Below are 26,922 nucleotides of genomic sequence, written 5' to 3' on the forward strand. Positions count from 1 at the left end.
ATCGCGGAGCGTGCAAAAGCCGTCCGATGTCGGCCGGATCCGGCCTGGCCGAGTTCGGCCGCCCAGCTGTGTCCGTCCAGGTCGGAGCGGGTTCGCGCTGACCGTGCGGGAGTTCCCGGCCGCCGGAGGACGCCGCGGCGAGCGGGGGCGCGCCCATCGCCCGGCACCCTCCCTAGAGCACCACGCCGACATCCACCCGCCCGTGATCGATGAGCTGCGCCTTCCACTGGGCGAGGAAGTTCTCGTAGTCGTGCCGCCGGATGCTCCACAGGCCGGGCGCGGCCAGCAACTGGGCCTGGGTCAGGGACAGCGGCAGCGGCTTCCCCCGGCCGGCGAACTCGCTGAGCACGACGGCGAGGTGGTCGATCTCCTCGGTCTTGTCCGGTACCTCCTCCTTGAGCCATTCGAGTTTCGGGAAGATCTCCGATGCGGCGTCGATCGGCAGATTGACGAGGTACGTCTCGGACACGCGGACCTCCGGGCGTGGGTCATGACCGCCGCGCATGCGGAAGCGGCTGACGAGGCTCGTTCTGAGCGGGAAGTGGCAACGGAATTTCGGTGGGACCGGATCCCATTACCGGTCGTCGCCGTAGAAGGGCTCACGGTGATGTTACCGGCAATGAAAATGCTGCGGCGCTGATTTACGGAGCTGCCCGGGTGGCCGTCGTTGCCAGGCCCGTGAAGTCACGAACCTCGATAGAGCTGCCGCCTGTGTGCGACGCTCAGGACGAGCACGATCAGACGTCCGTCTTTGATGGCGTAAATGACCCGGTGATCGCCCACTCGAATCCGCCACAGATTGTTGTGACCTGTCAGGCGGACGCAACCAGGTGGCCTTGGTCATCTCTCGGACCGACAAACGCGTGACGTACTCGGGTCCTTACGGATTTGTCGAGCTTTCGGAGTTGCTTAAGGGCTTCAGGGGCGTAAACAAGAGCGAAACGGGTCATATGTCGAGATACCGATCCGCTTCCTCAGAGCTCACCGGCTGGGTCACGCCCGCTTCGATATCGGCAAGCCGCTCGGCCGCGACACGCGCCTCCTCGGCCTCGACCAGTTCCTCGTAGTGGGCCACGAGGGCGGCGGGAACGATCGCGGCGGCTCGCTCGTGGTTACGGCCCCGGGTGATGTAAGTGATCTCTTGGCCATAGGCCGCGCGGTTGACTCTCTCGGAGAAATGATCGCGAGCATGGGAGACGGAGAGCTCGATGTCCATGAACTCTTTATGCGCCAAGTTGGCGAACTTGGCGAGTCGGAGCGGTTGACCAGGCGACCGCCCCGCCGTCACCTCCGGCGCGCCACCGTCAGCCCGTCGCCGATCGGCAGCAGCACCTGCTCCACCCGCTCGTCGTCGCGGGCGTGCGCGTTGAAGGCACGGATCCCCTCCACCGCCGGGAGGGTGACGGACGGGTCGACCACCCGGCCGTGGGAGAGCGTGTTGTCGACCAGCAGCGCGCCGCCCGGGCGGATCCGGGGGACCAGTTCCTCCCAGTAGCCGACGTAGCCCTCCTTGTCGGCGTCGATGAACGCCAGGTCGAACTGCGGGCCGGGCGGCAGGGCGCGCAGCGTGTCGATCGCCGGGCCCAGGCGCAGGGTCACCTTCCCGGCGACGCCGGCGCGTTCCCAGTACCGCCGGGCCACCGACGTCCACTCCTCGCTGATGTCGCAGGCCAGCAGGGTGCCGTCCTCGGGCAGCCCGCGCGCGACGCAGATCGAGGAGTAGCCGGTGAACGTACCGACCTCCACGGCGTCGCGGGCCCCGATCAGCCGCGCGAACAGCGTCATGAAGGCGCCCTGCTCGGGGCCGATCTGCAGGCCGGTGACGTCGGGGAAGCGGCGTTCGGTCTCGGCGACGAGGTCGCGGAGAACGCCGTCCACGGGCGCGCTGTGCGCGACCATGTACGCGTGCAGTTCCGGGCTCAGGTGCTCGCTACGCCGTGTCACGGGGCCAGCGTAGCGAAGCGCCCATGACACGGACCACAGCGGGGCCGGCGTGGTGCCGCCGCGGTCAGGCCGCCGGTTCCGGCAGCCGCGGGACGGCGTCGCGCAGCGTCCGCGTGTACTCGTTCCGCGGGTTGTGCAGCACCTCGGCGGTCGGTCCCTCCTCGACCACCCGGCCGCGGTACATGACGGCGGTGCGCTCGCACAGCCGTTCCACCACCGCCAGGTCGTGCGAGATCAGCAGGTAGGCGAGCCCGTGCTCCTCGCGCAGCCGCTCGAACAGCTCCAGCACCCGCGCCTGCACGGTGACGTCCAGCGCGCTGGTCGGCTCGTCCAGGATCAGCACCCGCGGCCGGACCGCGAGCGCCCGGGCGATGGCGACCCGCTGCCGCTGGCCGCCGGAGAGCTGGTGCGGGTAGCGTTCGGCGTGCTCGGCGCCGAGGCCCACGTCGGTGAGCAGCTCGGCGACCCGGTCCCGTTCGGCCGCCCGTGGCACCAGGCGGTGGGTGCGCAGCACCTCGGCGATCGCGGCGCCGACCCGCATGCGCGGGCTGAGCGCGCCCTCGGTGTCCTGCAGTACCACCTGGACGGCCCGGCGGTAGGGGCGCAGCCGCCGCATGGCGAGCACGTCCTCGCCGTCGAACCGCACGCTGCCGCCCGACGGGGTGACCAGCCGCAGCAGCGCCCGCCCCACCGTCGACTTGCCGGAGCCGCTCTCACCGATCAGGCCGAGCCCGGACGGCCCGTCCGGCAGCGTCAGGCTGACCCCGTCAACGGCGACCGTCGAGCCGAACCGGACGGTCAGGTCGCTGGCCTCAAGCATCGGTGGCTCCTCCCAGCCGCGGCACCGCGGCGAGCAGTTCCCGGGTGTAGTCGTGCCGCGGCCCGGCCACCAGCTCGGCGGTCGGCCCGGCCTCGACGACGCGCCCGGCGCGCATGACCGCGATCCGGTCGCACATCCCGGCCAGCACGGCGAGGTCGTGGCTGACGAACAGCACGCTCACCTCCTCCTTGTCGCGGAGCTCGGAGAGCAGCTTGCAGATCTCGGCCTGCACCGTGACGTCGAGCGCGCTGGTGGGCTCGTCCGCGATGAGCAGCTGCGCCCCCAGCGCGAGGCCCAGCGCGATGGCGACCCGCTGCAGCTGGCCGCCGGAGAGCTGGTGCGGGTAGCGTCCGAGGTGCTCCGGCGACAGCCACACCCGGCGCATGGCCGACTCGGCGCGCTCCCGCGCCGTCGCGCGGCTCCCGCCGTGCAGCCGCAGCGCGCGCAGCACCGTCGTGCCGACCGGCAGCACCGGATTGAACGCGCCGGCCGGGCTCTGCGGGATGAGGGCCATGGTGCTGCCGCGCAGCCGGCGCAGCCGGCGCTCGGGCGCGCCGATCAGCTCCTCGCCGGCCAGCCGCACGCTGCCGGTCACGGTGGCGCCGGCGCGGCGCGCCAGCCCGAGCACCGCCAGGCCGGTGAGGGACTTGCCGGCGCCGCTCTCCCCGGCGAGGCCGAGGATCTCGCCGGTCCCGACGGTGAGCTCGGCGAGCTCCACCTGGGTACGTGCGCCGAACGACACCCGCAGATCGCGGATGGCGAGCAGCGGCTCCGCCGTGCTCATGTCACAGCCTCCTCGATACTCCTGGATGGTCCTGGCCGGTGGGGGTGGTCGCCGTCCGCATGCGGCGCGCTCAGATCCGCGGGGTGCGGCGGGGGTCCAGGCGGTCGCGGAGCGCGTCGCCGAGCACATAGCACAGCGCGGCCACCAGCATGATCGCCAGACCCGGGAAGGTCCCGATCCACCACTCGGTGACGAAACGGTTCTGCGACTGCTGCACCATGAGCCCCCAGTCGGGGGTGGGCGACTGCGCGCCGAGGCCCAGGAAGGACAGCCCCGACGCGACGAGGATGACGCCGCCGATGTCGGTGGACGCCTGCACCAGCAGCGGCGTGACCGAGCCGGGCAGCACGTGCCGGAAAAGGATGCGCCAGCGCGACAGCCCGAGCGCCCGGCACGCCTCGATGTGCCGGCGGCCCGCCACCGAGGCGGCCTCGCCGCGCACCAGACGCGCGTACCACGGCCACCAGGTGACGGCCAGGGCGATGGTCACCCCCACCAGTCCCGGCGGCAGCACGGCCGCCAGGGCGAGCGCCAGCAGCAGCGCGGGCACGGCCAGGAAGACGTCGGTGACACGCATCAGGATCTCGTCGATCCAGCCGCCGAAGTAGCCGGCGACCAGGCCGATCACCGTGCCGACCACGAGCGAGACCACCACCACGACCAGCGCGATCGCCGGCCCGAAGCGGGCGCCGTACAGAACGCGGGAGAACACGTCGCGGCCGAGTTCGTCGGTGCCGAACCAGTGGGCGGCCGATGGCGGCTGCAGGGCCTGCCCGGTGTCGGTGGCCCCGGTGGCGTGCTCGGGGTACGGCGCGAGCCAGGGGGCCAGCAGCGCCACCAGGGCGATGAGCAGCAACAGCGCGGTCGTCACCGCGATCACGGGCGAGCGGCGCAGCTCGGCCAGCAGCCGGCGCACCGCCGCCGGCCGCTCGGGGACGGAGGACGGGGAGGACGTGGAGTCGGAGGTCGCAGTCACCGGAGCCGGATCCGTGGGTCGAGGGCGGCGTGCAGAAGGTCGACGAGCAGGTTGGCGGCGATGTAGAGCAACGCCACGAGCAGCGTGACGCCGACGATCGCCGGAACGTCCAGGACGGTGGCGGAGTTCGCGGCGTACTGCCCGAGACCCGGGTAGTTGAACACCGCCTCCACCAGGAAGGTGTTGACCAGCGAGTAGCCGAAGATCAGCGCCATGAGCTGGAGCACCGGGTTCCAGGACAGCCGCATGGCGAAGCCGCCCAGAACGGCGCGCTCGGTGAACCCGATCGAGCGCACCACCTGGATGTGCGTCTCCCCCAGGGTGTCCAGGACGCTGGCCCGCACCAGCCGGGCGATCACCGCCACCGGGTAGGAGGCCACCACCAGCGCGGGCAGCAGCAGGTGGTCGAAGATGCTGGCGAGCATCGGCCAGTTCCCGGTGACGAGGGCGTCCACGAGCGGAAGCCCGGTCACCTTGGCCAGCGGGTACTGCGCGAGCGTGTCGGAGTCCCAGCTTCCGGCCACCGGCAGCAGGTGCAGCCGCCCGGCGAAGAACATCTGCAGCAGCAGCGCGAGCCAGAACACCGGCATGGACGCGCCCAGGATCGCCGCGCCGCGGATCAGCACGTCGGGCAGCCGGTTGTGCCAGCGGGCGGCGAGCAACCCGGCCGGCACGCCCACGAGCACGCCGATGAGCAGGCCGGCCAGCACCAGCTGCAGCGTGTTGGGCAGCAGCGTGAGCAGGTCGTCGAGCACCGGCCGGTGGGTGCGCACCGAGACGCCCCAGTCGCCGCGCAGCACCCCGGCCACGTAGTCGACGATCTGCTCGTGCGTGGGCCGGTCCAGCCCCAGCTCCTCGCGGACCCGCTCCCGCTCCTCGGGGCTGGCACGCGGTCCGGCCCAGCCCGCCGCGGGGTCGCCGGGCACCAGCCGGGCGATGGCGAACGTCAGCACGACGACGCCGAGCGCGACGAGCGCCGACAGCCCGAGCCTGCGGGCCGTGTAGGCAATCACGGGTCGTTACCTTCCCTGCGGGATCTCTGGACGTGACCGGGGCGGCCCGGGGCCCGGCGCGCCGTGCGCGCCGGACCCGGGCCGCCGGAGGGACGTGGGCGTCAGGAACGCCGCCTCAGGCCGCTCAGGCGGGCTGGAGGTCGTAGACGAACACCACGTTGGGGTACGCGGGGTTGTCCACGAAGCCCTCGAAGGAGGAGCTGACGGCCCGCTGGTACACCTGGTCGCCGAGGAGCAGCACCGGCGCGTCGGCGATGATCATCGACTGCATCTCCTCGTACATGGACTGCGCCTCGTCCTCGTCCTGAGCGGTGACCTCTCCGACCTCGTCGATCATCTCGTCGAGCTCCGGGTTGGAGTAGTAGGAGAGGTTCATGTTGATCTCCTCCTCGGTGCGGAACACGCTCTGGAACCAGGAGATCGGCTCGGGGTTGTCCGGCCACCAGTACGTGAGGACGATGTCCTGACGGTCGTCGGGGTTCTCCTCCTGCGCCCGCGGCCACACCCCGGAGTCCCAGGGCAGCGCCTCGATGTTCAGCTCGATGTTGACCGCGGCGAGCTGGGACTGCATGAGGCTGGCGACGGTCGCCACGGTCTCGTTGCCCTCGGTGTAGGTGAGGTCGAGCTGCAGGATCTCCCCGCTGTCCGGCCCGTACCCGGCCTCGGTGAGCAGCTCCTCGGCGCGGTCCGGGTCGTACATCCGCAGGTTGAGGTCCTCGGAGTGGCCGAGCAGTCCCTCGGGGATGACCCCGTCGGCGTCGGACAGCATGCCCTCGGAGGCGTCGATGATCTCGTCGTAGTTGACCGCGTGCGCGACGGCCTGCCGGACGCGCTCGTCGTCCAGCGGGGCCGACTCGGTGTTCATCATCCCGAAGAGGTTCTGCCACGAGGTGGTCGAGGTCACGTCGAGCCCGTCCTCGGAGCGCATGGGCTCCAGCAGGTTGGTCGGCAGGTTCCGGACGTAGTGCGCCTCGCCGGAGGTCATGAGCTGCGCCGCGGTCGACGCCTGTGGGACCACGCGGTACTGCACGGTCTGGTAGTGGCTACCGTCCCAGCCGCCCCAGTAGTCCTCGTACCGGGTGAGCGTGAGCTCGTTCTCGCTGCCGGCCTCCCAGCTCTCGACCTGGTACGGGCCGGTGCCGTAGGAGGTCGCCTCGAAGTCGTCGGCGCTGGCCGGGATGTCGTAGATGTAGGCGGCGTAGGACGCGCTGGTGATGAGGTCCATCGGCGCCGGGCGGCTCAGCTTGAACGTGACGGTGTTCTCGTCCGGGGTCTCGATGGAGGAGACCGGGTCCCACAGGTAGGCGGCGCCGGCGCCCTCCTCGATGGTCCGCTCGATGGCGGCCTTCACCGCCTCGGAGTCCATGGACTTCCCGGTCTGGAAGGTAACGCCCTCACGCAGCGTGAACGTCCAGGTCCGGCCGTCGGAGGAGGACTCCCACTCGGTCGCGAGCAGCGGCTCGATCTCCTGCTGCTCCGGGTTGTACCGGGTCAGCGTCTCGTACATGTTGGGGAAGGCGTAGAGCTCGTTGGAATAGGAGGCCGCCGGATCCCATTCGGTGACGAGCTCGGTGTTCGTGATGTAGGTGAACGTTTCGGAGTCGGCTCCGGCAGCGCCGTAGCCTCCGGACGCGCAGCCGGTGGCGACGAGCGCGAGGGCGGTCGCGAGCGCCGCGACTGTCCCGGCTCTGCGACGCGGACCGGGGTTCACGGGACGGTCGTTGGTTGTCATCGTCTGCCTTGTTCGGGGGTGGACGGTTACGGGGAAGGCAACGGTGGTGGTGCGAACCGTGCCGCGGTCACCTGGCCGGCGGGGGAGCGGCCTCCGCGGTGCGGGAACGGGGGGAGCCGTTCCCGCCGCGGGGTCGCGGCCCGGTGTCCGCTACAGAGCGAACGGGTGTCGGGTCACGAGCAGACAACGGGGCGGTGACGATCGGTCACACCTTGCTGAGGGGGCCGGCGGCCTTCACTCGGAGCCGTACCGCCGGCTCGCGGAGGTAGGCCAGCGGGATCTGGTCGATCTCCACGATCTCCACGGCTCCGGCGTCGGCTCCGGCGCTCACCGCGTTGTCGACCGCCGCCTGGCGGGCCGTCTCGATCGCCTTGATCCGTTCCTGCTCGCCGTACCCAACAGCGAAGATGCGATCGACCTGGCCGCTTACCGTTCCGATAGCCGCACCGATCGCGTTTGCCACATCGTAGTGGGCCGGGCGGAAGACCTCAGTAACGCCGGGCACACGATCGGGGATGAGGACGCTGCCGCCGCCCACCGCGATCAGGGGCATGTCCCCGCGGGTGACCTTGATCCGGTCGATGGCGTCGGCGATCTGCTGGTCGGCCTCGGCGAGCCCCGCTTCGAGCAGGCCCAGGGCGTGCTCGGGCACCGGCCCATCACCGATCTCGGCGCGGCCGGCGGCCACCACGGCGTCGGACAACGTCGCGACCTCGCCGCCGAACACCAGCGCCTCCCGGCTCAGCCGGTAGCCGACGCTGCGCGGGCCGACCAGCGGAACGCCGTGGTCCCCCTCCCGGACCACGGTGCCGCCGCCGATCGCGATGCTGACGAGGTCGGGCATGCGGAAGTTGGTGCGAACGCCGCCCACCTCGACACCGAACGCGGACTCGCGCGGGAAGCCGTTGGCCAGCGCGCCGATGTCGGTGGAGGTGCCGCCGACGTCGGCCACCAGGGCATTCTCCTGGCCGCTCAGGCGGGCCGCGCCGCGCAGGCTGTTGGCCGGGCCGCTGCCGATGGTCAGGACCGGGGTGCGTTCGGTGAAGGCCAGGCTCATCAGCGTGCCGTCGTTCTGCGCGAAGAACGGCACCGCGTGCCCGAGGCCGTGCGCGTCCAGCGCCTCCTCGATGGCCTGGATGATGTGCGCGGCCACCCGGCCGAGGGCCGCGTTGAGGATGGTGGCGTTCTCCCGCTCCAGCAAGCCGAGCGAGCCGACCTCGTGCGAGAGCGACACGGGGATGTCGCCCAGCTCGCGCTGGACCACCTCGGCGGCCAGGTGCTCGTGGGCGGGGGAGACCGGCGCGAACACGCTCGTGATGGCGATGGCCTCGGCCCGGCCGGCGACCTCGCCACAGAAGCGGGCGACCGCGTCGGCGTCGAACGGGACGATGTCGCGGCCGTCCAGCTCCATGCCGCCGGCCACGATGCGGGAGCCGGCCGACACCACCGCGTGGAGATCGTCCGGCCAGCCGAACATCGGACGTATGGAGGTCGACGAAGGCGCTCCGACCCGGATCGCCGCGACCCGCCGCAGGTCCCGCCGCTGCAGTACGGCGTTGGTGGCGTGCGTGGTGCCGACCATGACGTGGCCGACCTGCTCGGTCCGCACAGCCGGGTCGGAGAGCACCGCGCGCAGCGCGTCGTTGATGCCGCCGGTGATGTCGAGGGTCGTGGGGACCTTGGTGCGCGCGATCGGCTGGTCGGAGTTGTTGCCCAGCACCACCGCGTCGGTGTTGGTGCCGCCGACGTCGATGCCGATGCGCAGGTCGCCGGAGGTCATGAGGCGGATTCCTTTCGTCGGGCCACCAGCTCCTCGACGGGGGTGTAGTCGAAGTCGTAGGCGAAGGCGCGCGGCCCCACGAGGGCCAGGCCGGCTTCGGTGCGCCACAGATCGGGGGCGGGCAGCGCCACGAGGGTGACCCGCTGGCCGTAGCGCAGCTCCTCGGTGAAGATCACCTCGCCGGTCTGGGAGTCCAGCGCCGTGATGATGTCCGGGACGGTGGCGAGCACCTCACCGTCCTCCAGGACCGCCAGGTTCTCGTTCTGGATCTCCACCCGGACCAGCCGGCCGCGGTCGCTGGCCACGCCGTCGATCAGCACGTTGCCGCGGACGAACCCGCCCACCGTGCGCCGGTTGACGTCCTCGATCTTGCCGCTGACCAGCACGTGGCCGTCGATCGGGGCCAGCCGCTCCGCGATGTCACCGCGGGAGGAGTCGGCCAGGATCTCCCCGATCCGTACCGCCCAGCTCACGCTGCCGCGCACGGTCGCCGTCCGTGCCGTGGCGCCGTCGAGGCTGTGGTCGACGGTCACCGAGAAACCACCGAACGCGACCGAGAGGGCCCGGGCGGTGTGCTCCAGCCAGTGCGCGTCCATGTCGCGGAAGACCACGTGGTGGCCGCGCTCGTCCACCAGCACGGTGGGGGTGGCGGGGACGCCGTGCAGGTGCATGGAGATCATCTGCACCTCGGGGTAGGCGCGCCCCATGCCGTCGGCGTCCACCAGCGGCAGGCCGGTGTGCGCGGCCCAGATCACCGGCTTCAGCGCGTTGTTTCCGCCGATCTCGGCGGCCATCCAGGCGTAGGCGGGGCGGCCGAGTTCGCGCTCCATGGCGTCGCGCAGCCAGACGCCCTGCTGCGGGTTGCCGATCTTCTCCAGCGTGATGTCGGGTGATCCCAGTCCCGCGGTGGGGAGGATCAGGGCGTCGTCGGGAACGTCGTCGAGGGAGATGACTTCGACAGGTCCGAGTTCCTCCACGGCCTGCAGAGCGGCGAGCAGCCCGGATCTGGTCGATCCCCCGCCGCCCGCCCCCAAGATCGCCGCTCCCCGTGCGTAGTAGGGCAACGTCGTCTCATCGAGTAGCACGGGTGCAGCCTAGGCGTCTGGCCTGGGACGAAACATGGTCCCCGACGCACGACGTTTCCAATTCTTCTTGTGCATGAGGCACAATCAACCTTCATGGCGAAGCTGCGCGCGCTGTTGACCACTCCGGGGCTGGAATCGATGGCCCTGGTGGCCGATGTCGGCCTGGACCGCGAGGTCACCGACATCGTCATGGTGGACGATCCGGCCGAGCTGCACAAGGCCCCGCCGGACGGAATCGTGCTGCTGACCCCTCGGCTCAGCGCCGAGGCGGAAGGTTACCAGTTCGATATCTGGTGCCGCAGGGTGGCCGAACTCGGCGTCACCGCGCTGGTCCTGCACGGCCGCGAGACGGAGGAGGTACCGCGCAGCGCCACCCGCATCGCCCGCCGCTCGGGGGTGGCCATCGCCTGCGTGCCGGCCAAGGTCGAGGCCGCCCAGCTCGTCCGCGACATCGGCCGCGGCATCGACGAGGGCGCGGAGGTCGCCCTGCGCCGGGCCTCCGCCGCGGCCGCGGCGCTGCGCGAGGTGGTGGGGGAGGACGCCAGCACCGCCGCGCTGTGCGAGCGGGTCAGCGGGATCGGCGGGATCCCCGTGGAGCCGCGCCGCCCCGAGCGGCCCGGCGAGTACGGGGTCCCGGTCGTCGTGGACGGCGTGGAGGTGGACCACCTCACGGTCCAGGACCGCGCCGGCAGCGACGGCGACCTCGCCCGCCTGCTGGCCTGGATGACCGCGGAGGCGGCCGGCCGCGTCGCCATGACGCGGCAGCGCGCCACCGAACTGCCGATCCGGTCCCGCACCCGCATCCTCAGCGAACTGCTCATGTCCGACCCCCAGCACGTGGCGGAACTGGTGCCCCGCGCCCGCGCCCTGGGGCTGGCGGTGGACGACTGGCACGTCGTGGTGGACGTGCGCATCGACGCCCGCGAGCTGGACGAGGTGCAGCGGCTGGGCATCGCCGAGATCCTCGGCCCGGTCGCCATGCAGACCGTCGGCCGGTCCGGCGTCGGGCAGGGGCAGGGAGAAGGCGGCGGTGCCGGGTGGCATCTCGCCTACATCGACCGCGCGCCGCTGCTCGTCCGCACCTGGAAGCGCCGGCCCGGTGACCAGGAGCTGCGCGCGTTGCGCGGCTCCGTCGAGGCGGTGCACACCGAGGTCACCCGCCGGATGCCCGAGCGGCCGGTGCGGTGCGGCATCGGCAGCGCCCACGAATCCGTGGAGGGCCTGCGCGCCTCGTGGGCCGAAGCGCGCGCGGCCCTGCTCAGCGACGATCCCGAGGCGGGAACGGCGGCCCCGCCGGTGGTCATGTTCGACGACCTCGGCCTGCACCGCATGCTCGTCGAGTGGTACACCACGCACACCGCACGCACGGCCGTGCGCGACCTGCTGGCGCCGCTGGACGCCTTGGGCCGCGACAAGGCGTCCACCATGGTGCGCACGCTTCGCGTGTACCTTGACAACCAGGGCTCGCTGAGCGCCACCGCGACCGCGCTCAACCTGCACCGCAATGCGGTCAGCTACCGCCTGAAGCGCATCCTGTCGCTGCTGGACGTCGACCTGTCTGACCCGGACCAGCGGCTCGCCGTGCACCTGGCCTGCCGTGCCTGGAAGCTGGTGTGACGGGGGACGCCCCCCGCCCGCTCACGCTTCCGGCAGCAGGTCCCGCCACGGGAACAGGTAGATGGAGAACAGGATGATGGCGATCGTCAGCAGCGGGGTGATGACGTTGCGCTCCACCTTGCCGTCGGTCTCGAACGCCATCGGGCTGGCGAACCGGTACTTGAGGAACGGCCAGAGCAGCGGGCAGCCCATGCTGGTGGCGCAGTCGCCCACGAAGTGCAGGATGCAGCCGAACGCCACGGCCAGGCCCATCCAGCTGTAGTCCACCCCGCTGGTGTAGAGCGCGAGCACGATGCCCGCGGTGGCCAGCGCGTTGATGACCCCGGCCGCCGCGCGGTTCTTGTCCATGCCGAACCCGAGGCCGTTGATCGCGATGCCCACCAGCAGGAAGACGAAGATCTGCACGGCGAGGTCCGACCACAGCGCGAGTCCCTGGGTGATCGCACCCATGATGAGCGCGAACAGCAGCGAGTGCGTGCCGTTGCGGTGGCCGCCGAACAGCCAGTTGAGCAGCCCGCCCAGGGCCTGGGTGACCATGCCATAGGTCTGCGTGATGGTGGCGCTCTTGTGGTCGAGGTCGGGGATCAGCGCGGCTCCGCCGCACACCAGCGCGCCGGCGATGATCTCCCCCGAACCCAGTTCGAAGTTGACGCCGAATATCTCCGCTCCCTGAAGGAGAGGAACGACCGCCATCCAACCGACCACGCCACTGAGTGCGTGCGAATGCCCCATCATGGCCGGAACCGTAGCGGGTGACGGTGTTCCTGGCGAATTCAGGCACCCTTTTCGCAGGGCCGTTGTGAACGGGCGGAACGGCCGTTTTGCCGCCGTCCCCGGAAACCGGTCGCCGCCATCGTAAATGTTCTGTGACGGCGCGCATGGAAGCGGCCGTAAATCGTTGACGCTGTCTCCGCGGCGCTGGTAGACAACCACCACGACACAGCCATCTCACAATGGCGGCCGGTGTCCGACCTCCCCCGAGCAGGACGGGTTGCACAGCATGGTCTTTCGGCAGGTTCCCTCCAGACGACGCACCCCCCGCTGGCTCGCGGTCACGGCCGCCGTGGCGGCCCTCGTCATCGCCGCGCCGCCACTGGCCGCGAACGCCGACTCCACCGGCGGGAGCGGTACCACGCTCACCATCGCCGCCTCCCAGCCGGTCGACTCGCTGAGCCCGTTCCTCGCCCAGCGGGCCATCAGCACCAACATCCACCGGCTGATCTACGACTTCCTCACCAACTACGACGCCGAGACCAACGAGCCCATCCCGGCCCTCGCCGAATCGTGGGAGACCTCCGAAGACCAGCTGACCTGGACCTACACCCTGCGCGAGGGCATGGAGTGGAGCGACGGCGAGCCGCTCACCGCCGACGACGTCGCCTGGACCTTCACCACCATGATGGAGGACGAGGCCGCCGCCACCGCCAACGGCAACTTCGTCGCCAACTTCGAGCGGGTCACCGCTCCCGACGACCGCACCGTCGTGATCGAGCTCCGCGAGCCGCAGGCCACCATGCTCGCGCTGGACGTGCCCATCCTGCCGCGGCACATCTGGGAGGACGTCGACGACTACGCCGACTTCAACAACGACGAGACGCCCATCGTCGGCAGCGGACCGTTCGTCCTCACCGAGCACCGGCCCAACCAGTCCATCACCCTGGAGGCCAACGAGAACTACTGGCGGGGCGCCCCCGGGTTCGACCGGCTGGTGTTCAGCTACTACAACGACCAGGACGCCATGGTCGAGGCGCTGCGCAGCGGCGAGGTCTCCTTCGTCTCCGACCTCACCCCCGCCCAGGCCGACGCCCTTGAGGGCAACGACACCATCACCGTGAACGCCGCCGACGGCAAGCGGTTCAACGGCTTCACCATCAACCCCGGCGCCCGCACCGCCGACGGCGATGAGTTCGGTGACGGTCACCCCGCCCTGCAGGACCGCGTGGTACGCCAGGCCATCATGCGCGCCATCGACAAGGACGCCCTGGTGGAGACCGTGTACGGCGGGTACGCCGAGGCGGCCGAGGGCTACATTCCGGCCCGCTACACCGACTACGCCTGGGCCCCCGAAGGCGACGACCGGCTCGACTTCGACCCCGACGCCGCCAACGAGATGCTCGACGAGGCCGGCTACGAGCGCGGGGACGACGGCGTGCGGGTCTCACCCGACGGCGACCCGCTCACCTTCCGGATGTTCGTGCACAACGACCGGCCCGCGTTCGTGCAGACCGGCCAGTTCATGGAGGAGTGGCTGGCCGACATCGGGATCGAGGTCGAGGGCAACTACGTCGACCCCAACCAGATCACCGACCGGCTGAACAACGGCGAGTACGACCTGATCTTCACGTCGTGGAACGTCAACCCCGATCCCGACTTCGTGCTCGGCATCCACACCTGCGACGCGCTGCCCGAACAGCCCGGCACGATGCGCAGTGACTCCTTCTTCTGCAACGAGGACTACGACGACCTCTACCAGCAGCAGATCCAGGAGTACGACCCCGAGCGGCGGGCCGGGATCGTCCGCGACATGCAGCGGATCCTCTACGACGAGGCGGTCGTGAACGTGCTCGCCTACCCGGACATGTTGGAGGCGTACCGCTCCGACCAGATCGCCGACATCCAGGTCCAGCCCGACCCCGGCGGCAACCTGTGGAACCAGGACGGCTACTGGAGCTGGTGGTCGGCCACCCCCGTCGAGGCCGCGGCCGGTGACGGCGGAGGCGTCCCCGTGGGGGCGATCATCGGCATCGGCGCCGCCGTCCTCGTCATCGCCGGTGGTGTCGCGTTCCTCGTCCTGCGCCGCCGCGCCGCCACCGCCGACGATCGGGAGTAGCACCGAGTGACCGGAACACCCACGCCGCCGCCGGCCGCCGCCCCGGAGAACACCCGGGGCGGGCCGGCCGCCCGTTCCCGGCCACGGACGGGTTTCGCATCCCGCGCGCTGCTCCGGCACATCGGCGGCCGGCTGCTCGGCTCGGTGGTGTCGCTGGTCGCCGTCATGGTCACGGGCTTCTTCCTGTTCCGCATCCTGCCGGGCGACCCCGTGCGCACCATGACCCAGGGCCGCGCGGTCACCGTGGAGCAGCTGGCCGAGCTGCGGCGGCAGTTCGGCCTGGACAAGCCGCTCCCGCAGCAGTTCCTCGACTACTGCCTCGGGCTGCTCCGGTTCGACCTGGGTACCTCGTTCCAGTATCGGGCGCCGGTGGCCGAACTCATCGCCGAACGGTTGTGGCCCACCGTCCTGCTGGCGGGGACCGGCACCGTCATCGCCGCCATCCTCGGTCTGTGGCTGGGCACCCGGGCGGCGTGGCGGCGGGGGTCCGTCACCGACCGGGTGCACACCGGGGTGGCGCTGACCCTGTGGTCGGTGCCCACGTTCTGGCTCGGACTGATCCTCATCGTGGTGTTCGCCGGTGGCCTCGGCGGCGCGCTGCCGCACCTCTTCCCCACGGGCGGGATGGCGACGCCGGGCGTGACCGGGTTCGTCCCGCAGCTGCTCGACGTCGCCCACCACATGGTGCTGCCGGTGGCGACCATGGTCGCGGTCGTGTACGCGCAGTACCTGATGATCATGCGCTCGTCGCTGCTGGACGAGATGGGCGGCGACTACCTGGTGACGGCCCGCGCCAAGGGGCTGCGCGACGCCCTGGTGCTGCGCCGCCACGCCGTGCCCAACGCGCTGCTGCCGACGGTCACCCTGATCTTCCTCAACCTCGGCGGGGTGGTGGCCGGCGCGATCCTCGTCGAGGCGGTGTTCTCCTGGCCCGGCCTCGGGATGCTGTTCTACGAGGCGCTGCGGGTGCCCGACCTGCCGCTGGTGCAGGGCCTGTTCATCTTCTTCTCGGCTTCGGTGATCTTCATGAACCTGCTCGCCGACCTGGTCTACCCGCTGCTGGACCCGCGGGTGCGCACGTGAGCGCGGCCGAGCCGCCGCCGGGCGCCCCGGCGGGAGGCGACCCCTCCGGGGCGGAACGGGCTGACGCCTCCGTGGCCGAACGGACTGGCTCCGCGTCGGCCGATTCCGGCCGGCGGCCGGAAGCCGCGGCCGTCCGGAACCCGCGGGCGCTCGCCTGGCAGCGCCGCCGCCGGGCGGTGGCCGCGTTCTGGCGGGAGTACGCGGCCAACCCCGCGGGCGTGGCCGGTCTGGCCGGACTGCTGCTGTTCGTTCTGGTGGCGCTGACCGCGCCGCTGTTCGTCGACCCGGGCGATCTGTCGGTCACCCGCGCGCCGGGCACGCCCTACCAGCCGCCCAGCGCCGAGTACCCGCTCGGCACCGACAACTTCGGCCGGTCCGTCCTCGACCTCGTCGTCTGGGGTGCCCGGGTCTCGCTCACCGTCGGCTTCCTGGCCACCCTGGTGTCGGTGGCGCTCGGGGCGCTGATCGGGGTGGTGGCCGGGCACTTCGGCGGCTGGACCGGGACCGTGCTGATGCGCGTCACCGACTGGTTCCTGGTGCTGCCCACCCTGGTGCTCGCCATCGCGCTGGCCACCGTGCTGAGCCGCAGCCTCTTCACCGTGATCCTGGCCATCGGCATCACCGCCTGGCCGACCACGGCGCGGCTGGTGCGCGCCCAGACGCTGGCGGTGGAGGCGCGGCCCTACATCGAGCGGGCCCGGGCGCTGGGCGGCGGCCACTGGCACATCATGGGGCGGCACGTGCTGCCCAACGTGATGCCGCTGGTGCTCGCGCAGACCACGCTGATGGTGGCGAGTTCCATCATCGCCGAGTCCACGCTGGCCTTCCTCGGCCTGGGCGACCCGACCACGATCTCCTGGGGCGGCATCCTGCAGGACGCGCGCAACGCCGGGGCGGTCAGCTCCGGTGTGTGGTGGTACCTGCTGCCGCCGGGACTGGCCATCGCGCTCGTCGCGCTCGCCTTCACGCTGTGCGGGCGGGCGATGGAAGGCGTGCTCAACCCGCGGCTGAGGGGGCGCCGGTGAGCTACCTGGAGGTCCGGGACCTGACCGTCGCTTACCGCACGGCAGGGGGCGAGGTACCCGCGGTGCGCGGCGTCGACCTCACCGTCGAGGCCGGCAGCAAGCTCGGCCTCGCGGGCGAGTCCGGCTGCGGGAAGTCCACCGTGGCGCTCGCCCTGCTGCGGCTGCTGCCCGCGTCGGCGCGCGTCGGCGGACGGATCCTGCTGGACGGCGAGGACGTCCTGACGATGCGGTGGGGCCGGTTGCGCGCGGTGCGCTGGGCCGGGGCCTCGATCGTCTTCCAGGGCGCCATGCACTCGCTGAACGCCGTGCACCGGATCGGTGACCAGATCGCCGAGCCCATCCTGCTGCACGGCAACGCCACTCCCGCCGGGGCGGCCCGGCGCGCCGGAGAACTGCTGGAACAGGTCGGGCTGCCGGCCCGCCGGGCCTCCGCCTACCCGCACGAGCTGTCCGGCGGCCAGCGGCAGCGGGTCATGATCGCCATGGCGCTGGCGTGCGGACCGCGGCTGATCGTCGCCGACGAGCCCACCACCGCACTGGACGTGATGATCCAGGCGCAGATCCTGCGGTTGATCGACCGGCTGGTGGGCGAGAACGGCATCAGCATGCTGATGATCAGCCACGACCTGTCCGTGCTCGCCGACACCTGTGACCGGCTCGCCGTGATGTACGCCGGTCGGGTCGTCGAGGAGGGACCGGCCGCGCAGGTGTTCCGCGCCGCCCGGCACCCCTACGGGGCCGCGCTCGGCGCCGCCTTCCCGGCCATCGGCGACCCGGAGTCGCGGCGCCGCCCGCGCGGCCTGCCGGGCGACCCGCCCGACCCGGCCGCGATGCCGCCGGGGTGCGCCTTCCAGCCGCGGTGCGCCGTGGCCGAGCCGCGCTGCGCGGAGGTCGACCCGGTGCTGTGGCCGGCCGGCCCCGGCCGGACCGCCGCCTGCGTGCGGGTGCTCAGCGACGAACAGGCGACGGCGGCGGGGGTGTCGGCCGCGGTCGGCGCGCCCACACCGGCGGGCGGAACGGACGGCGGGGACGGTCCCCGTCCCGGGCAGGAGGGCCGGACGCGATGACGACCGAGACCGAGCACCCGGACCACCCGGGAGCACCGCCGGCCGATGGGCCGCCGACCGACGGCACGGTCGTCCTCGGCGCCGCCGGCCTGCGGGTGGAGTTCCGGGCCCGGGGCGGACGCGGCACGGCGCGCGCGGTCGACGGGGTGAACCTGGACGTGCGCGCCGGCGAGATCGTCGCGCTGGTCGGCGAGTCCGGCTGTGGCAAGACGACGCTGGCCCGCACACTGCTCGGCCTGGAGCGTCCCACGGCCGGGGAGGTCAGCTTCGAGGGCCGGCCGCTCGGCTACCGGGCGCGGGAGCTGAAGGCGTTCCGCCGCCGGGTGCAACTGGTGCTGCAGGACCCGAGCGGTTCGCTCAACCCCCGGCACACCGTCTACGACGCGGTGGCCGAGGGCCTGCGGATCCACCACGGCACCACCGCCGACGAGCCCGAGCGGGTGGCCGCCGCGCTCTCCCGCGCCGGGCTGCGCCCGCCGGAGCGCTTCTTCCTCCGCTACCCGCACGAGCTGTCCGGCGGCCAGCGCCAGCGGGTGGTGATCGCCGGAGCGCTGGTGCTGGAACCGGAGATCATCGTCGCCGACGAGCCGGTCGCCTCCCTGGACGCCTCGGTGCGCGGTGAGATCCTGGCGCTGCTGCTGCGCCTGCGCGACGAGCTGGGCCTGTCGGCCCTGGTCGTCACGCACGACCTCGGCCTGGCGTGGAACATCGCCGACCGGGTCGCGGTGATGTATCTGGGCCGGGTCGTCGAGGTCGGCCCGGTGGAGGAGGTCCTCACCGCGCCCCGGCACCCCTACACCCAGGCCCTGCTGTCGGTCCTTCCGGAGGCCCCGGGCGACACTCCGGTCATCCTCACCGGCGAACCCCCGGACCCCACCCGCGTCCCCGGAGGCTGCCGCTTCCACGCCCGCTGCCAGGTGCTGTCCAGCGGCGCGGCGGAGCGGGCGGGTGTGGCGGATCGCTGCCGGACCGACGATCCGGCCGTCCTGACCGGCGGTACCAGGGCCCAGGTGGCGTGCCACTACGCGGCGGCGGTAGCGGAGAGCGGCGAAGCGCCAGCGGGCTGAGGGACGCGCGTCAGCTGAGGGACGCGCGTCAGCTAGCGAGCCGACTCCGGCAGCGCGTTCCCGGGCGTGTCGAGCCACACTCGCTGCCCGGCCGCGTCGACCGTGACCCCGAACCGCTCGCGTTCCGGCCGCCCCCAGCCGACCCAGGTGAGGTAGGCCCGCTCCGCCTCGTCCCAGAGGTCGCGCGGGCCGCGCTGTTCGACGCCGCACCGCAGGTAATCGGGGTCATAGGCGACCCGGGCCTGGGAGTCGGCGCTCCACAACCACGCCTGGTAACGGCCGTCCGGTCCGTCGGCGCCGTGCCCGAACACGCCCGGCAGCTGCCCGGCGACCGCCACGTGCGCCCCGGGAGGGCCGTCCAGGACCCGGCGCGGGTCCAGAAGGGTCGAGCTCTCCCGCCACTCGCCGTCGGCGGCGAAGTCGGGAGCGACAGGACGCTGGGCGCGCAGCATCATGTAGGAACAACCGCCGGCGAGGCGGCCCACCGCGCGGCCGTCGCCGGTGCCGGTGAGCCATAGCCGGTGACCGTGGCCGATTCCGGGCAGCCACGGCAGCACGAGCGTGCCGCCCGGCCGGGTCTGCGTCACCCACGCGTGCGGGATGTCGCGGACTCCACAGGTGACGTGCACGCCGTCGTACGGTTCGCCGCCCGGCCACCCGGCCGCGCCGTCGGCCACGATCAGCTCGGGAGCGGACCCGGCCGAACGCAGGTTCGCCGCGGCCCGCGCGGCGACGTCGGCGTCGATCTCGACACTGGTCACCCGGTCGGCTCCGAGACGAGTGGCCAGCAGCGCGGCGGTCCATCCGGTCCCGGTGCCGATCTCCAGCACGTGGTCCCCCGGGAGGGGCGCCAGCAGTTCGAGGAAGGCCGCCACCATGCCGGGAGCGGACGCCGAACTGGTCGAGTCGCCGTCGCCGGTGGTCAGCGGGGTGTCGCCGTCGTCCAGCTGGGTGACGATCGCGGTGTCGGAGTAGACCGCCTGCCGCCACACGTCCGGGGCGGCGTGCCGGTCGATCGGATACCGCCGCGTGGTGTCGGCGGACACGGCGACGGCCACCGGCGGGATGAAATGCTCCCGGGGTACCGCGAGCATGGCGTCCCGCCAGCGCCGGTCGGTCAGCTGCCCCGACCGGCTGAGAGCGGCCACGAGGGCGGCGGGTTCGGTCATTTCGGCTGGGGTTTCTCACGTGTCCCGCCGCCGGGCGTCTGGGTGTCGGGGTTGGTCGGTGGCGGCTCGTATGGTTGGCTGGGTTTGGGCCGGCCTTCGTGGCGTCCCATGGGACCTCCCGTCGTGGCGGACTCGGCCAATATCGTAGCCGCGGAAATTCGCCCGGTCGGGACGTCGGCCGATTCCGGCCGCAGCGGTGGGCGGTATGGCGGTGAAATCCCAGAATGCCCCGCCCGCCATTCGTGGCGGGCCCGGCGGTGATCGGGAATCAATTCCTAGATGTAGAGTCCGTAGCCGGTCCCGATGCGGTAGTTCGACCCGACGGTGGCGCAGTATGCGTAGGACCATGAGCCGTTGCTCGCCGATGCACCCTGCACCGTCCGGCCGTTGGTGCACTGAGCCACGGCGATGTACGGTCCCCCGGAACAGGAGACGCCGAACGTCCGGCTGTCGTACCAGGGGCGGCAGGCGGCGGCCTGCTCGATCTCGGCGTTGGCCGTCGTGGGAACCATGGCGAGGCCGACCGCCGCGACAAGGGCGGCGAGTAGCGACACGACGCGTTTCATAATGAACTCCCCGTTGCGGTGTTCGTGGCCGCGCCGTCAAAGTTGATCGGTCGAATCGCGATCTTTGAATGGTGCGGCATTTGGGAGCATCTCCCGTTCCGAGAAATCAGCGGATATTGAAGTACTTCGCTGGCGCTCCGCGGATGGTTTCCCGGCGTCAATGGGTGAGATCGAGGGTGCTCGGTGGCTACGCGGCCGAAATCGGCCATTCGGTAAATTGATCGAAATTCCCGGGGATCTCGAAAGGATGCCGTCGATGAACGGCGAGGGGAACCTTGCGGGTGGAAGCGGGCCGATCCGAACCGCCGGATCGGCATGCTGTGAAACGCGCAGGTCCGCGGGGGTATGCGGCGATGCCCGGCCATTGCCGCGCGCGGTCTCGGGTCGGGGTGGCCGTCCTCCGGCCGCGACGCGCGACCGCCGCGATGGCCTGGTCGAGCGGGCGGCCGATCCCGGCCACGGGGGGCGGCTTGAGGGCAGGCCCGGGAGTGAGCGGCGCTCCGATCGGCACGCGGGCCCGGACTTCGCGCATGGTTTGCCTTAGGTTAGGCTAACTTGCGCTGATTTCCGGTGAGGTGGGAGGGCCTGAGCGTGACGACGACGGAGGCGCCGCGCCCCACCGGATCCGATCCATCCGGGTCGTCCGCCCCCGACCAGGCCGCCGACCCGCCGCCGCTCGCCCCCCTCACCACCTGGACCCGCCGCTCGCTGCGGCGGCACCTCGTCCGGCGGCGGTGGCGGGCACTCGCGCTCGCCGTTCCGCTGGTCATGGCGCACCAGGTCGGCGAGGCCATGGTCCCGGTGATCGTCGGGCTGGTCATCGACGGCGCCGTTGCGACCGGCGACGTGCGCCGCGGGGTCCTAGGGCTCGCGCTCCTGGCGGGCGTCTTCCTCGCGTTCTCCTGGAGCTACCGGATCGGGGCGCGGATCAGCGAACGGGTCGCGCAGAGCGCCGAGCACGAGCTGCGCGTCGACCTTGCCCGGCGGGTGCTGCACCCGCGCGGCGGCGCGGAGCGCGGCAGGCAGCCGGGCGCGCTGCTCAGCGTCGCGACCTCTGACGCCCAGCGGGCCGCCATGTTCACCCCCGCCATCGCCATCACCGCGGCGGCCGTCACCGCCCTGGCCGTCACGGTCGTGGCCCTGCTGCGGGTGTCGGTCCCGCTGGGGCTGCTGGTGGTCGCCGGCCTGCCGCCGGTCCTGTGGCTGACCCACCGGCTCGGCCGTCCGCTGGAGCGGCGCAGCGCGGCCGAGCAGGAGCGGGTCGCCCGCGCCGCCGGGCTGGCCACCGACCTGGTCCGCGGGCTGCGGGTGCTCAAGGGGGTCGGCGCCGAGCGGGCGGCGGCCGGGCGCTACCGGGCGGCCAGCCGGGACTCGCTGCGCGCCACCCTGGTCGCGGCCCGTGCCGAAGGGCTGTACGAGAGCGGCGCTCCGCTCGTCACCGGCGCGTTCCTGGCGCTCGTCGCCTACGCCGGGGGCCGGCTCGCGCTCGCGGGCGACATCACCGTCGGCGAACTCATCGCGGTGGTCGGCCTGGCCCAGTTCCTCATCGGGCCCATGCAGCGGATCTTCCGGGCCGGTGCGGTGTTCGCCCAGGTGCGGGCGTCGGCAGGCCGGGTCGCCGAGGTGCTGTCCGCGCCACCGGCGGTCGGGGCGGGCACGGCCGAACCCGCGGCCCGCGCGGGCGCGCTGCGGCTGGACGGCCTCACCCACGGGGGCCTGCGCGACCTCACCCTGGAGATCGCGCCCGGCGAGGCCGTCGGCCTCGTGGTGCCGGACCAGGCCACCGCCACCGCACTGCTGGACTGCCTGGGCCACCGCATCCGCCCGGAGGGCGGCGCGGTGCTGCTGGACGGGGTGCCGCTGGACCACCTGGCACCGGAACGGGCGCACGCGGCCGTCCTGGTCTCCGACCACGAGGCCGACCTGTTCGAGGGCACCGTGCTGGCCAACGTCGGCGCGGCGGCCCGCGACCCCGGCCGGGTCCCCGACGCACTGGCCGCCGCCGCGGCCGACGAGGTCGCCGCCGGTCTTCCCGACGGCCTGGACACGGTCGTCTCCGAACGCGGCCGCTCGCTCTCCGGCGGCCAGCGCCAGCGCGTCGCCCTGGCGCGCGCACTGGCCGCCGACCCGCCGGTGCTCGTCCTGCACGACCCGACCAGCGCCATCGACGCGGTCACCGAGGCCCGCGTCGCCTCGGGCCTGCGCACACTGCGCGCCGGCCGCACCACCGTCGTGCTGACGACCGGCCCGGCGCTGCTGGCGGTCTGCGATCGCGTCGTACTGATCCACGACGGCGAGGTCACGACGACCGGCCGGCACGCCGATCTGGTGCGGGACGACGCGGGCTACCGCGCGGCGGTGCTGTCATGAGGACCCGCCACCACCCCGGAACACCGGCGGACCGTTGCCCGGCGACTCGGCGCCGTGCCCTCGGCGCCCACCGGTGCTCGGTCGGCCCGGCCGGGAGGTGGGTGCCGTGGGCGACGGATTCGGGCGCGTCGCCGCCGATGGCTGCTCTTGGACGGTCATGCGCGGATCTGGCGTGGTGCGTCCGCGATGCGGCCGGCCGGACATATCCGGTGCGGCCCGGACCCGCCCGCGTCTTCGCCGCCGGGCGCTGCCGGGCGTGTGGCGCGTCATCGAACCGGATCGTTGCGCGCCCGCGCGACGACCTTCGCCGTCGGCACCGCGATGCTCGTCGCGCCGCGGACGAGGTGCCCAGGACAGCGACACCCCAGGACAGGACGTCCGCACGACCAGGGGCGACGAAAACCGGACGCGGCAGGGCCGTCGTCGGTCCCCGTCCGACACGCGGGCCCCTGGGCCGCCGCACGGATCTGCGTGTGGGTCGCGCCTGCGGTCTTCGGTCGTGCGGGGGCCGATGCAGTCCGGGCCGGGTGGCGGGGGAGATCCTGGTGGCTCGGGGCGCTGCGGGCGGTCGGCCGGGCGCGGCGGGAGACAGCCCCGTGCCTGTCGTCAGTGCTCCGTGTCGTCCGTGCGGTGGCGTCGGCCAGGTCAGGGTGTCGTGGTGGGGCGTTTCTGGCTCCTGGCCGCAATGGGCGGGCTGTGTCGTGGGCCGCGTGGCCGGGATCGGGCTGGGCGGCCGGATGCGGTTGGTGGTCCACGGGCGTTTCCGTGCGGTCTTCGACCAGGGCCGTCCGGCGCCTGGCGCGTTGCCCGGTCGCACGGATCTGCGTGTGGGGCGTGCCTCGGGTGTCCGGTCGTGCGGGGGCCGATGTACTCCGGCTCGGGTGGCGGGGGAGATCCTGGTGGCTCGGGTCGCGGCGGTCGGTCGGCCGGGCCCGGCGGGATATGGACTTTCTCGCGGCTTCAGCGGTCCGTGTCGTCCGTGCGGTGGCGCCGGCCGGGTCGAGGCGTCGCCGTCGTGCACTTCGGCCGGAGGACGCGGTGGAGGGCACCGCGGCGCCGGCAGGATGATGGTCGGGGCCGGTCCGCTGTCCCCGGTGTCCGACAGGTGTGCTCGTCCCGTCGTTGACCGGACTGTTCATCGTCTGGTGCATCGGCCGGCCGCACCGAGGCGGGCACGCGTCGCGGCTCTCGTCACCGATGGCGCGGCGCCGGTCGCCCGTTGCGTAGGGGACGTGCCGGCGGGCCACGCCGTGCCGCCCGGTCACGTCGCCCCGGCGGCCCGGCCGTCCCGGTGCCCGGCCGCGGCACGGCCGGCCTGTTCAGGCCGGCACGCCGGGCCCCGGACGTCGGCTCCTCGGCCCGGCCGGTCTCTCCGCCACGGGCCCGCCCGGCTCCGGCGATCGCCCGCCCCTCCCGGACCTCAGATGGTGGTGTCACCGTGACCTCCCGCGTCCCCCTGCCCACCGCCACCGCTTCGCAGACCCGGCGGGCGCTCGCCGGGCTGCTGCGGCCGCACCGGGCGCTCGCCGCCGCGACGCTGGCCGTGCTGGTCGCGGGTGCCACCGTGCAGATGGCGGGGCCGCTGCTGCTCGGGTACGTCGTGGACGTCATCGCCGAGGGGCGTCCCGCCTCAGCGCTGGTGCTCCCCGCCGTGCTGCTGCTGGCCGTCGCCGTGGGGCACGCGGCGCTGTCGGCGCTGGGGACCGTGCTCACGTCGCGGCTCGGTGAGACGGCGCTGGCCCGGCTGCGGGAGCGGGTCGTGGACCGGGCGCTGCGGCTGCCCCTGCGCCGGGTGGAGGAGGCCGGCAGCGGCGACGTCGTCGCGCGGGTCGCCGGGGACGTCGCGGTCATCGCCACCGCCGTCCGCGAGGCGCTGCCGGCGTTCGCCGGGGCCGGTCTGACCGTGGGGTTCACCCTGATCGGACTGGGGGCGCTGGACTGGCGGTTCGCGCTCGCCATGCTCTGCGCGGTACCGATCCAGGCGTTCGCGCTGCACCGCTACCTGCGGACGTCGGCGCCGCTCTACGCGGAGCAGCGGGTGGCCGAGGGCGAGCGCGCCCAGCAGCTGCTCGACTCCGTCGGCGGCGCCGCGACCGTCCGGGCGTTCGGGCTGTCCGGCCGGCACACCGCACTGGTCGCCGAGCGGTCATGGGCCGCCGTTCGGTACGCGCTGCGGGTGGTCGACCTGCGCAACCGCTTCTTCGCGCGGCTGAACGTCGCCGAGTTCACCGGCCTGGCCGCCATCCTGTGCACCGGATTCCTCCTGGTGCGCGCCGACGCGGTGACGATCGGCGCGGTGTCCGCCGCCGCGCTCTTCTTCATCCGGCTGTTCGACCCGATCAACGTGCTGCTGTTCCTCTTCGACCAGGTCCAGGAGGCCGGGGCGGGCCTCGCCCGGCTCGTCGGCATCGCCGACCTCGACCCGCCCGCCGAGCCCGTCGACCCTCCGGCCCCCTCCGGCGCGTCGGTGCGGGTGTCCGGGGTGCGCTACGCCTACACCCCCGGCCACGACGTGCTGCGCGGCGTCGACCTGGAGATCCCGGCCGGCGCGCGGGTGGCGCTCGTGGGCGCGAGCGGGGCCGGCAAGACCACCCTCGCCAAGCTCGTCGCGGGCGTCCAGGAGCCCACCGCCGGAACGGTGACCATCGGCGGTGTGCCGCTGGACCGTCTCGGAGCCACCGGGATCCGCGACCAGGTCGCCCTGGTCAGCCAGGAGGTGCACGTGTTCGCCGGCACCCTGGCCGACGACCTGCGGCTGGCCCGTCCGGCGGCGGGCGACGCCGACCTGCGCGCCGCGCTGGACCTCGCCGGGGCCCTGGAGTGGGCGGAGGCGCTGCCCGACGGACTGGCGACCACGGTCGGCGACGGCGGGCACCGGCTCACCGCCACGCAGGCCCAGCAACTGGCCCTCGCCCGGCTCGCGCTCGCCGACCCGAAGGTCGCCGTCCTGGACGAGGCCACCGCCGAGGCCGGCAGCGCGGGCGCCCGCGTCCTGGAGGCCGCCGCCGACCGCGTCCTGGCCGGACGCACCGCGGTGGTCGTGGTGCACCGCCTCACCCAGGCGGTCACCGCCGACACCATCGTGGTCCTCGACGAAGGCCGGATCGTGGAGAGCGGCGGTCACGCCGAGCTGGTCGCCGCGGGCGGCAGATACGCCGAGCTGTGGGCGGCGTGGTCCACGGCGAACCTCACGGCCGGTTCGGAGCGGTGAACCGGGCGGGGACACCTCCCTGGCGGTCGGCCGCCGGGTTCACTCCGCCCCCGCCTCGACGGTGGCCGCGCCCACCGCCCGTGTCGACGCGCGTTCGGTCAGCCACGCGAACAGGCTCGGGTCCTCGCCCATCTCCGGGTGCCACTGCACGCCGATCACGTCGGCACGGTCGGTGTACTCCAGCGCCTCGACCGTGCCGTCCGGGTGCCACGCGGTGGCCGTAACGTCGCGTCCCGGGGCGGCGACCGCCTGGTGGTGGTAGGTGGGGACCGACAGCTCGGTCCGGCTGAGGACCACGGCGAGGCGGCTCCCGGCGGCGACGGTGACCGGATGGCGGCCGAAGGCGCCGGGCGTCGGGCAGTGGCCGGCATGGCCGACCACGTCCGGGAGGTGCTGGTGCAGCGTTCCGCCTCGGGCGACGGCCAGGAGCTGCATGCCACGGCAGACGCCCAGAACGGGCACGCCCAGCCGCAGGGCGGCGGCCAGCAGGCCGGCCTCGGCGGTGTCGCGGCGGTCCTGAACGCCCGTGGTGTGCGCGATGGCCGGCGCACCGTAGCGGGCGGGGGAGATGTCCCCACCGCCGGCCAGCACCAGGCCGTCCAGCCGTGGCACCGCCGCACCGGCGTCCGCCACCGGCGGGAGCAGCACCGGCACCGCTCCGGTCGCGGCCACGGCGTCGACATAGGACCAGGGCAGCAGCGCGGCGGGCATGTCCCACACCGTGCCCCAGCGCGCGTCCTGCGAGTAGCACGAGATGCCGATGACCGGCCGTCCGGTGATCAC

Annotated in this window: 23 protein-coding genes; 8 read left to right on the plus strand and 15 right to left on the minus strand. The window is 72.8% G+C overall.

The window, feature by feature from the left end; translation table 11 throughout:
* Nucleotides 1–172: 172 nt before the first annotated feature.
* The 11 genes from ACFQRF_RS23430 to ACFQRF_RS23480 all read right to left on the minus strand — a co-directional run bounded on the left by ACFQRF_RS23430 (nt 173) and on the right by ACFQRF_RS23480 (nt 10,134).
* Nucleotides 173–469 carry a hypothetical protein gene (locus tag ACFQRF_RS23430; RefSeq protein ID WP_379873334.1) on the minus strand — a complete coding sequence of 99 codons (297 nt, stop codon included), beginning with the start codon at nt 467–469 and terminating at the stop codon, nt 173–175.
* 215 nt (nt 470–684) lie between these two features.
* A complete protein-coding gene (locus tag ACFQRF_RS23435) occupies nt 685–783 on the minus strand; it encodes a type II toxin-antitoxin system RelE family toxin (RefSeq protein WP_379873335.1) in 99 nt (32 codons plus the stop codon).
* Nucleotides 784–946: 163 nt separating this feature from the next.
* Nucleotides 947–1,216 carry a type II toxin-antitoxin system Phd/YefM family antitoxin gene (locus ACFQRF_RS23440; RefSeq protein ID WP_379873336.1) on the minus strand — a complete coding sequence of 90 codons (270 nt, stop codon included), beginning with the start codon at nt 1,214–1,216 and terminating at the stop codon, nt 947–949.
* A gap of 68 nt (nt 1,217–1,284) precedes the next feature.
* Nucleotides 1,285–1,944 (minus strand): O-methyltransferase, encoded by a 660-nt coding sequence (locus ACFQRF_RS23445; RefSeq protein ID WP_379873337.1) that lies wholly within the window; start codon nt 1,942–1,944, stop codon nt 1,285–1,287.
* A gap of 64 nt (nt 1,945–2,008) precedes the next feature.
* On the minus strand, nt 2,009–2,764 hold the full coding sequence (locus tag ACFQRF_RS23450; protein ID WP_379873338.1) for an ABC transporter ATP-binding protein: 756 nt from the start codon (nt 2,762–2,764) through the stop codon (nt 2,009–2,011).
* A complete protein-coding gene (locus tag ACFQRF_RS23455; protein ID WP_379873339.1) occupies nt 2,757–3,548 on the minus strand; it encodes an ABC transporter ATP-binding protein in 792 nt (263 codons plus the stop codon). The genes ACFQRF_RS23450 and ACFQRF_RS23455 overlap by 8 nt, the downstream gene beginning before the upstream one ends.
* A 70-nt stretch (nt 3,549–3,618) precedes the next feature.
* On the minus strand, nt 3,619–4,524 hold the full coding sequence (locus ACFQRF_RS23460; protein WP_379873340.1) for an ABC transporter permease: 906 nt from the start codon (nt 4,522–4,524) through the stop codon (nt 3,619–3,621).
* Nucleotides 4,521–5,537: an ABC transporter permease gene (locus ACFQRF_RS23465; RefSeq protein WP_379873341.1), complete on the minus strand. Its 1,017-nt coding sequence runs from the start codon at nt 5,535–5,537 to the stop codon at nt 4,521–4,523. Before ACFQRF_RS23465 ends, ACFQRF_RS23460 begins: the two co-directional genes overlap by 4 nt.
* A 124-nt stretch (nt 5,538–5,661) precedes the next feature.
* Complete coding sequence (locus ACFQRF_RS23470) at nt 5,662–7,269, minus strand: ABC transporter substrate-binding protein (protein ID WP_379873342.1); 1,608 nt, start codon at nt 7,267–7,269, stop codon at nt 5,662–5,664.
* 205 nt (nt 7,270–7,474) lie between these two features.
* Nucleotides 7,475–9,049: a hydantoinase/oxoprolinase N-terminal domain-containing protein gene (locus ACFQRF_RS23475; RefSeq protein WP_379873343.1), complete on the minus strand. Its 1,575-nt coding sequence runs from the start codon at nt 9,047–9,049 to the stop codon at nt 7,475–7,477.
* Nucleotides 9,046–10,134, minus strand: coding sequence for a DUF917 domain-containing protein (locus tag ACFQRF_RS23480; protein ID WP_379873344.1), 1,089 nt, complete (start codon nt 10,132–10,134; stop codon nt 9,046–9,048). The genes ACFQRF_RS23475 and ACFQRF_RS23480 overlap by 4 nt, the downstream gene beginning before the upstream one ends.
* A 93-nt stretch (nt 10,135–10,227) precedes the next feature.
* On the opposite strand from ACFQRF_RS23480, the gene ACFQRF_RS23485 reads away from it, so the two are divergent.
* On the plus strand, nt 10,228–11,751 hold the full coding sequence (locus ACFQRF_RS23485) for a PucR family transcriptional regulator (RefSeq protein ID WP_379873345.1): 1,524 nt from the start codon (nt 10,228–10,230) through the stop codon (nt 11,749–11,751).
* A gap of 21 nt (nt 11,752–11,772) precedes the next feature.
* Here ACFQRF_RS23485 and ACFQRF_RS23490 read toward each other — a convergent pair whose 3' ends face one another.
* Complete coding sequence (locus ACFQRF_RS23490) at nt 11,773–12,486, minus strand: metal-dependent hydrolase (protein ID WP_379873346.1); 714 nt, start codon at nt 12,484–12,486, stop codon at nt 11,773–11,775.
* Nucleotides 12,487–12,751: 265 nt separating this feature from the next.
* Between ACFQRF_RS23490 and ACFQRF_RS23495 the strand changes: the two genes are divergently transcribed.
* From ACFQRF_RS23495 to ACFQRF_RS23515, 5 genes are all read left to right on the plus strand, one after another.
* Nucleotides 12,752–14,581 (plus strand): ABC transporter substrate-binding protein, encoded by a 1,830-nt coding sequence (locus ACFQRF_RS23495; protein ID WP_379873347.1) that lies wholly within the window; start codon nt 12,752–12,754, stop codon nt 14,579–14,581.
* 6 nt (nt 14,582–14,587) lie between these two features.
* The gene (locus ACFQRF_RS23500) at nt 14,588–15,664 is read left to right on the plus strand and encodes an ABC transporter permease (RefSeq protein WP_379873348.1); all 1,077 of its coding nucleotides are present in this window, start codon (nt 14,588–14,590) and stop codon (nt 15,662–15,664) included.
* Between the two features lie 176 nt (nt 15,665–15,840).
* The gene (locus ACFQRF_RS23505) at nt 15,841–16,689 is read left to right on the plus strand and encodes an ABC transporter permease (protein WP_379873401.1); all 849 of its coding nucleotides are present in this window, start codon (nt 15,841–15,843) and stop codon (nt 16,687–16,689) included.
* Nucleotides 16,686–17,756, plus strand: a complete 1,071-nt coding sequence (locus ACFQRF_RS23510) for an ABC transporter ATP-binding protein (RefSeq protein ID WP_379873349.1) — start codon at nt 16,686–16,688, stop codon at nt 17,754–17,756. The genes ACFQRF_RS23505 and ACFQRF_RS23510 overlap by 4 nt, the downstream gene beginning before the upstream one ends.
* Nucleotides 17,753–18,823 (plus strand): oligopeptide/dipeptide ABC transporter ATP-binding protein, encoded by a 1,071-nt coding sequence (locus ACFQRF_RS23515; RefSeq protein WP_379873350.1) that lies wholly within the window; start codon nt 17,753–17,755, stop codon nt 18,821–18,823. Before ACFQRF_RS23510 ends, ACFQRF_RS23515 begins: the two co-directional genes overlap by 4 nt.
* Before the next feature lie 32 nt (nt 18,824–18,855).
* On the opposite strand, the gene ACFQRF_RS23520 is transcribed toward ACFQRF_RS23515, so the two are convergent.
* Nucleotides 18,856–19,992, minus strand: a complete 1,137-nt coding sequence (locus tag ACFQRF_RS23520; protein WP_379873351.1) for a methyltransferase domain-containing protein — start codon at nt 19,990–19,992, stop codon at nt 18,856–18,858.
* Between the two features lie 275 nt (nt 19,993–20,267).
* Nucleotides 20,268–20,558, minus strand: a complete 291-nt coding sequence (locus ACFQRF_RS23525; RefSeq protein WP_379873352.1) for a hypothetical protein — start codon at nt 20,556–20,558, stop codon at nt 20,268–20,270.
* Nucleotides 20,559–21,149: 591 nt separating this feature from the next.
* Between ACFQRF_RS23525 and ACFQRF_RS23530 the strand changes: the two genes are divergently transcribed.
* Nucleotides 21,150–22,928 (plus strand): ABC transporter ATP-binding protein, encoded by a 1,779-nt coding sequence (locus ACFQRF_RS23530; RefSeq protein WP_379873353.1) that lies wholly within the window; start codon nt 21,150–21,152, stop codon nt 22,926–22,928.
* A gap of 1,438 nt (nt 22,929–24,366) precedes the next feature.
* Nucleotides 24,367–26,139 carry an ABC transporter ATP-binding protein gene (locus ACFQRF_RS23535; RefSeq protein ID WP_379873354.1) on the plus strand — a complete coding sequence of 591 codons (1,773 nt, stop codon included), beginning with the start codon at nt 24,367–24,369 and terminating at the stop codon, nt 26,137–26,139.
* 39 nt (nt 26,140–26,178) lie between these two features.
* On the opposite strand, the gene ACFQRF_RS23540 is transcribed toward ACFQRF_RS23535, so the two are convergent.
* On the minus strand, nt 26,179–26,922 hold the full coding sequence (locus tag ACFQRF_RS23540; protein WP_379873355.1) for a gamma-glutamyl-gamma-aminobutyrate hydrolase family protein: 744 nt from the start codon (nt 26,920–26,922) through the stop codon (nt 26,179–26,181).

It is taken from the genome of Marinactinospora rubrisoli (genome assembly GCF_042664915.1).
Classification (GTDB): Bacteria; Actinomycetota; Actinomycetes; order Streptosporangiales; family Streptosporangiaceae; genus Marinitenerispora; species Marinitenerispora rubrisoli.

What these genes read in the sequence shown, in the direction of transcription:
- ACFQRF_RS23520 (WP_379873351.1), bottom strand. Translation starts at nt 19,992, where the DNA reads ATGACCGAACCCGCCGCCCTCGTGGCCGCTCTCAGCCGGTCGGGGCAG.
- ACFQRF_RS23515 (WP_379873350.1), top strand. Translation starts at nt 17,753, where the DNA reads ATGACGACCGAGACCGAGCACCCGGACCACCCGGGAGCACCGCCGGCC.
- ACFQRF_RS23490 (WP_379873346.1), bottom strand. Translation starts at nt 12,486, where the DNA reads ATGATGGGGCATTCGCACGCACTCAGTGGCGTGGTCGGTTGGATGGCG.
- ACFQRF_RS23450 (WP_379873338.1), bottom strand. Translation starts at nt 2,764, where the DNA reads ATGCTTGAGGCCAGCGACCTGACCGTCCGGTTCGGCTCGACGGTCGCC.
- ACFQRF_RS23485 (WP_379873345.1), top strand. Translation starts at nt 10,228, where the DNA reads ATGGCGAAGCTGCGCGCGCTGTTGACCACTCCGGGGCTGGAATCGATG.
- ACFQRF_RS23525 (WP_379873352.1), bottom strand. Translation starts at nt 20,558, where the DNA reads ATGAAACGCGTCGTGTCGCTACTCGCCGCCCTTGTCGCGGCGGTCGGC.
- ACFQRF_RS23495 (WP_379873347.1), top strand. Translation starts at nt 12,752, where the DNA reads ATGGTCTTTCGGCAGGTTCCCTCCAGACGACGCACCCCCCGCTGGCTC.
- ACFQRF_RS23455 (WP_379873339.1), bottom strand. Translation starts at nt 3,548, where the DNA reads ATGAGCACGGCGGAGCCGCTGCTCGCCATCCGCGATCTGCGGGTGTCG.
- ACFQRF_RS23475 (WP_379873343.1), bottom strand. Translation starts at nt 9,049, where the DNA reads ATGACCTCCGGCGACCTGCGCATCGGCATCGACGTCGGCGGCACCAAC.
- ACFQRF_RS23470 (WP_379873342.1), bottom strand. Translation starts at nt 7,269, where the DNA reads ATGACAACCAACGACCGTCCCGTGAACCCCGGTCCGCGTCGCAGAGCC.
- ACFQRF_RS23440 (WP_379873336.1), bottom strand. Translation starts at nt 1,216, where the DNA reads ATGGACATCGAGCTCTCCGTCTCCCATGCTCGCGATCATTTCTCCGAG.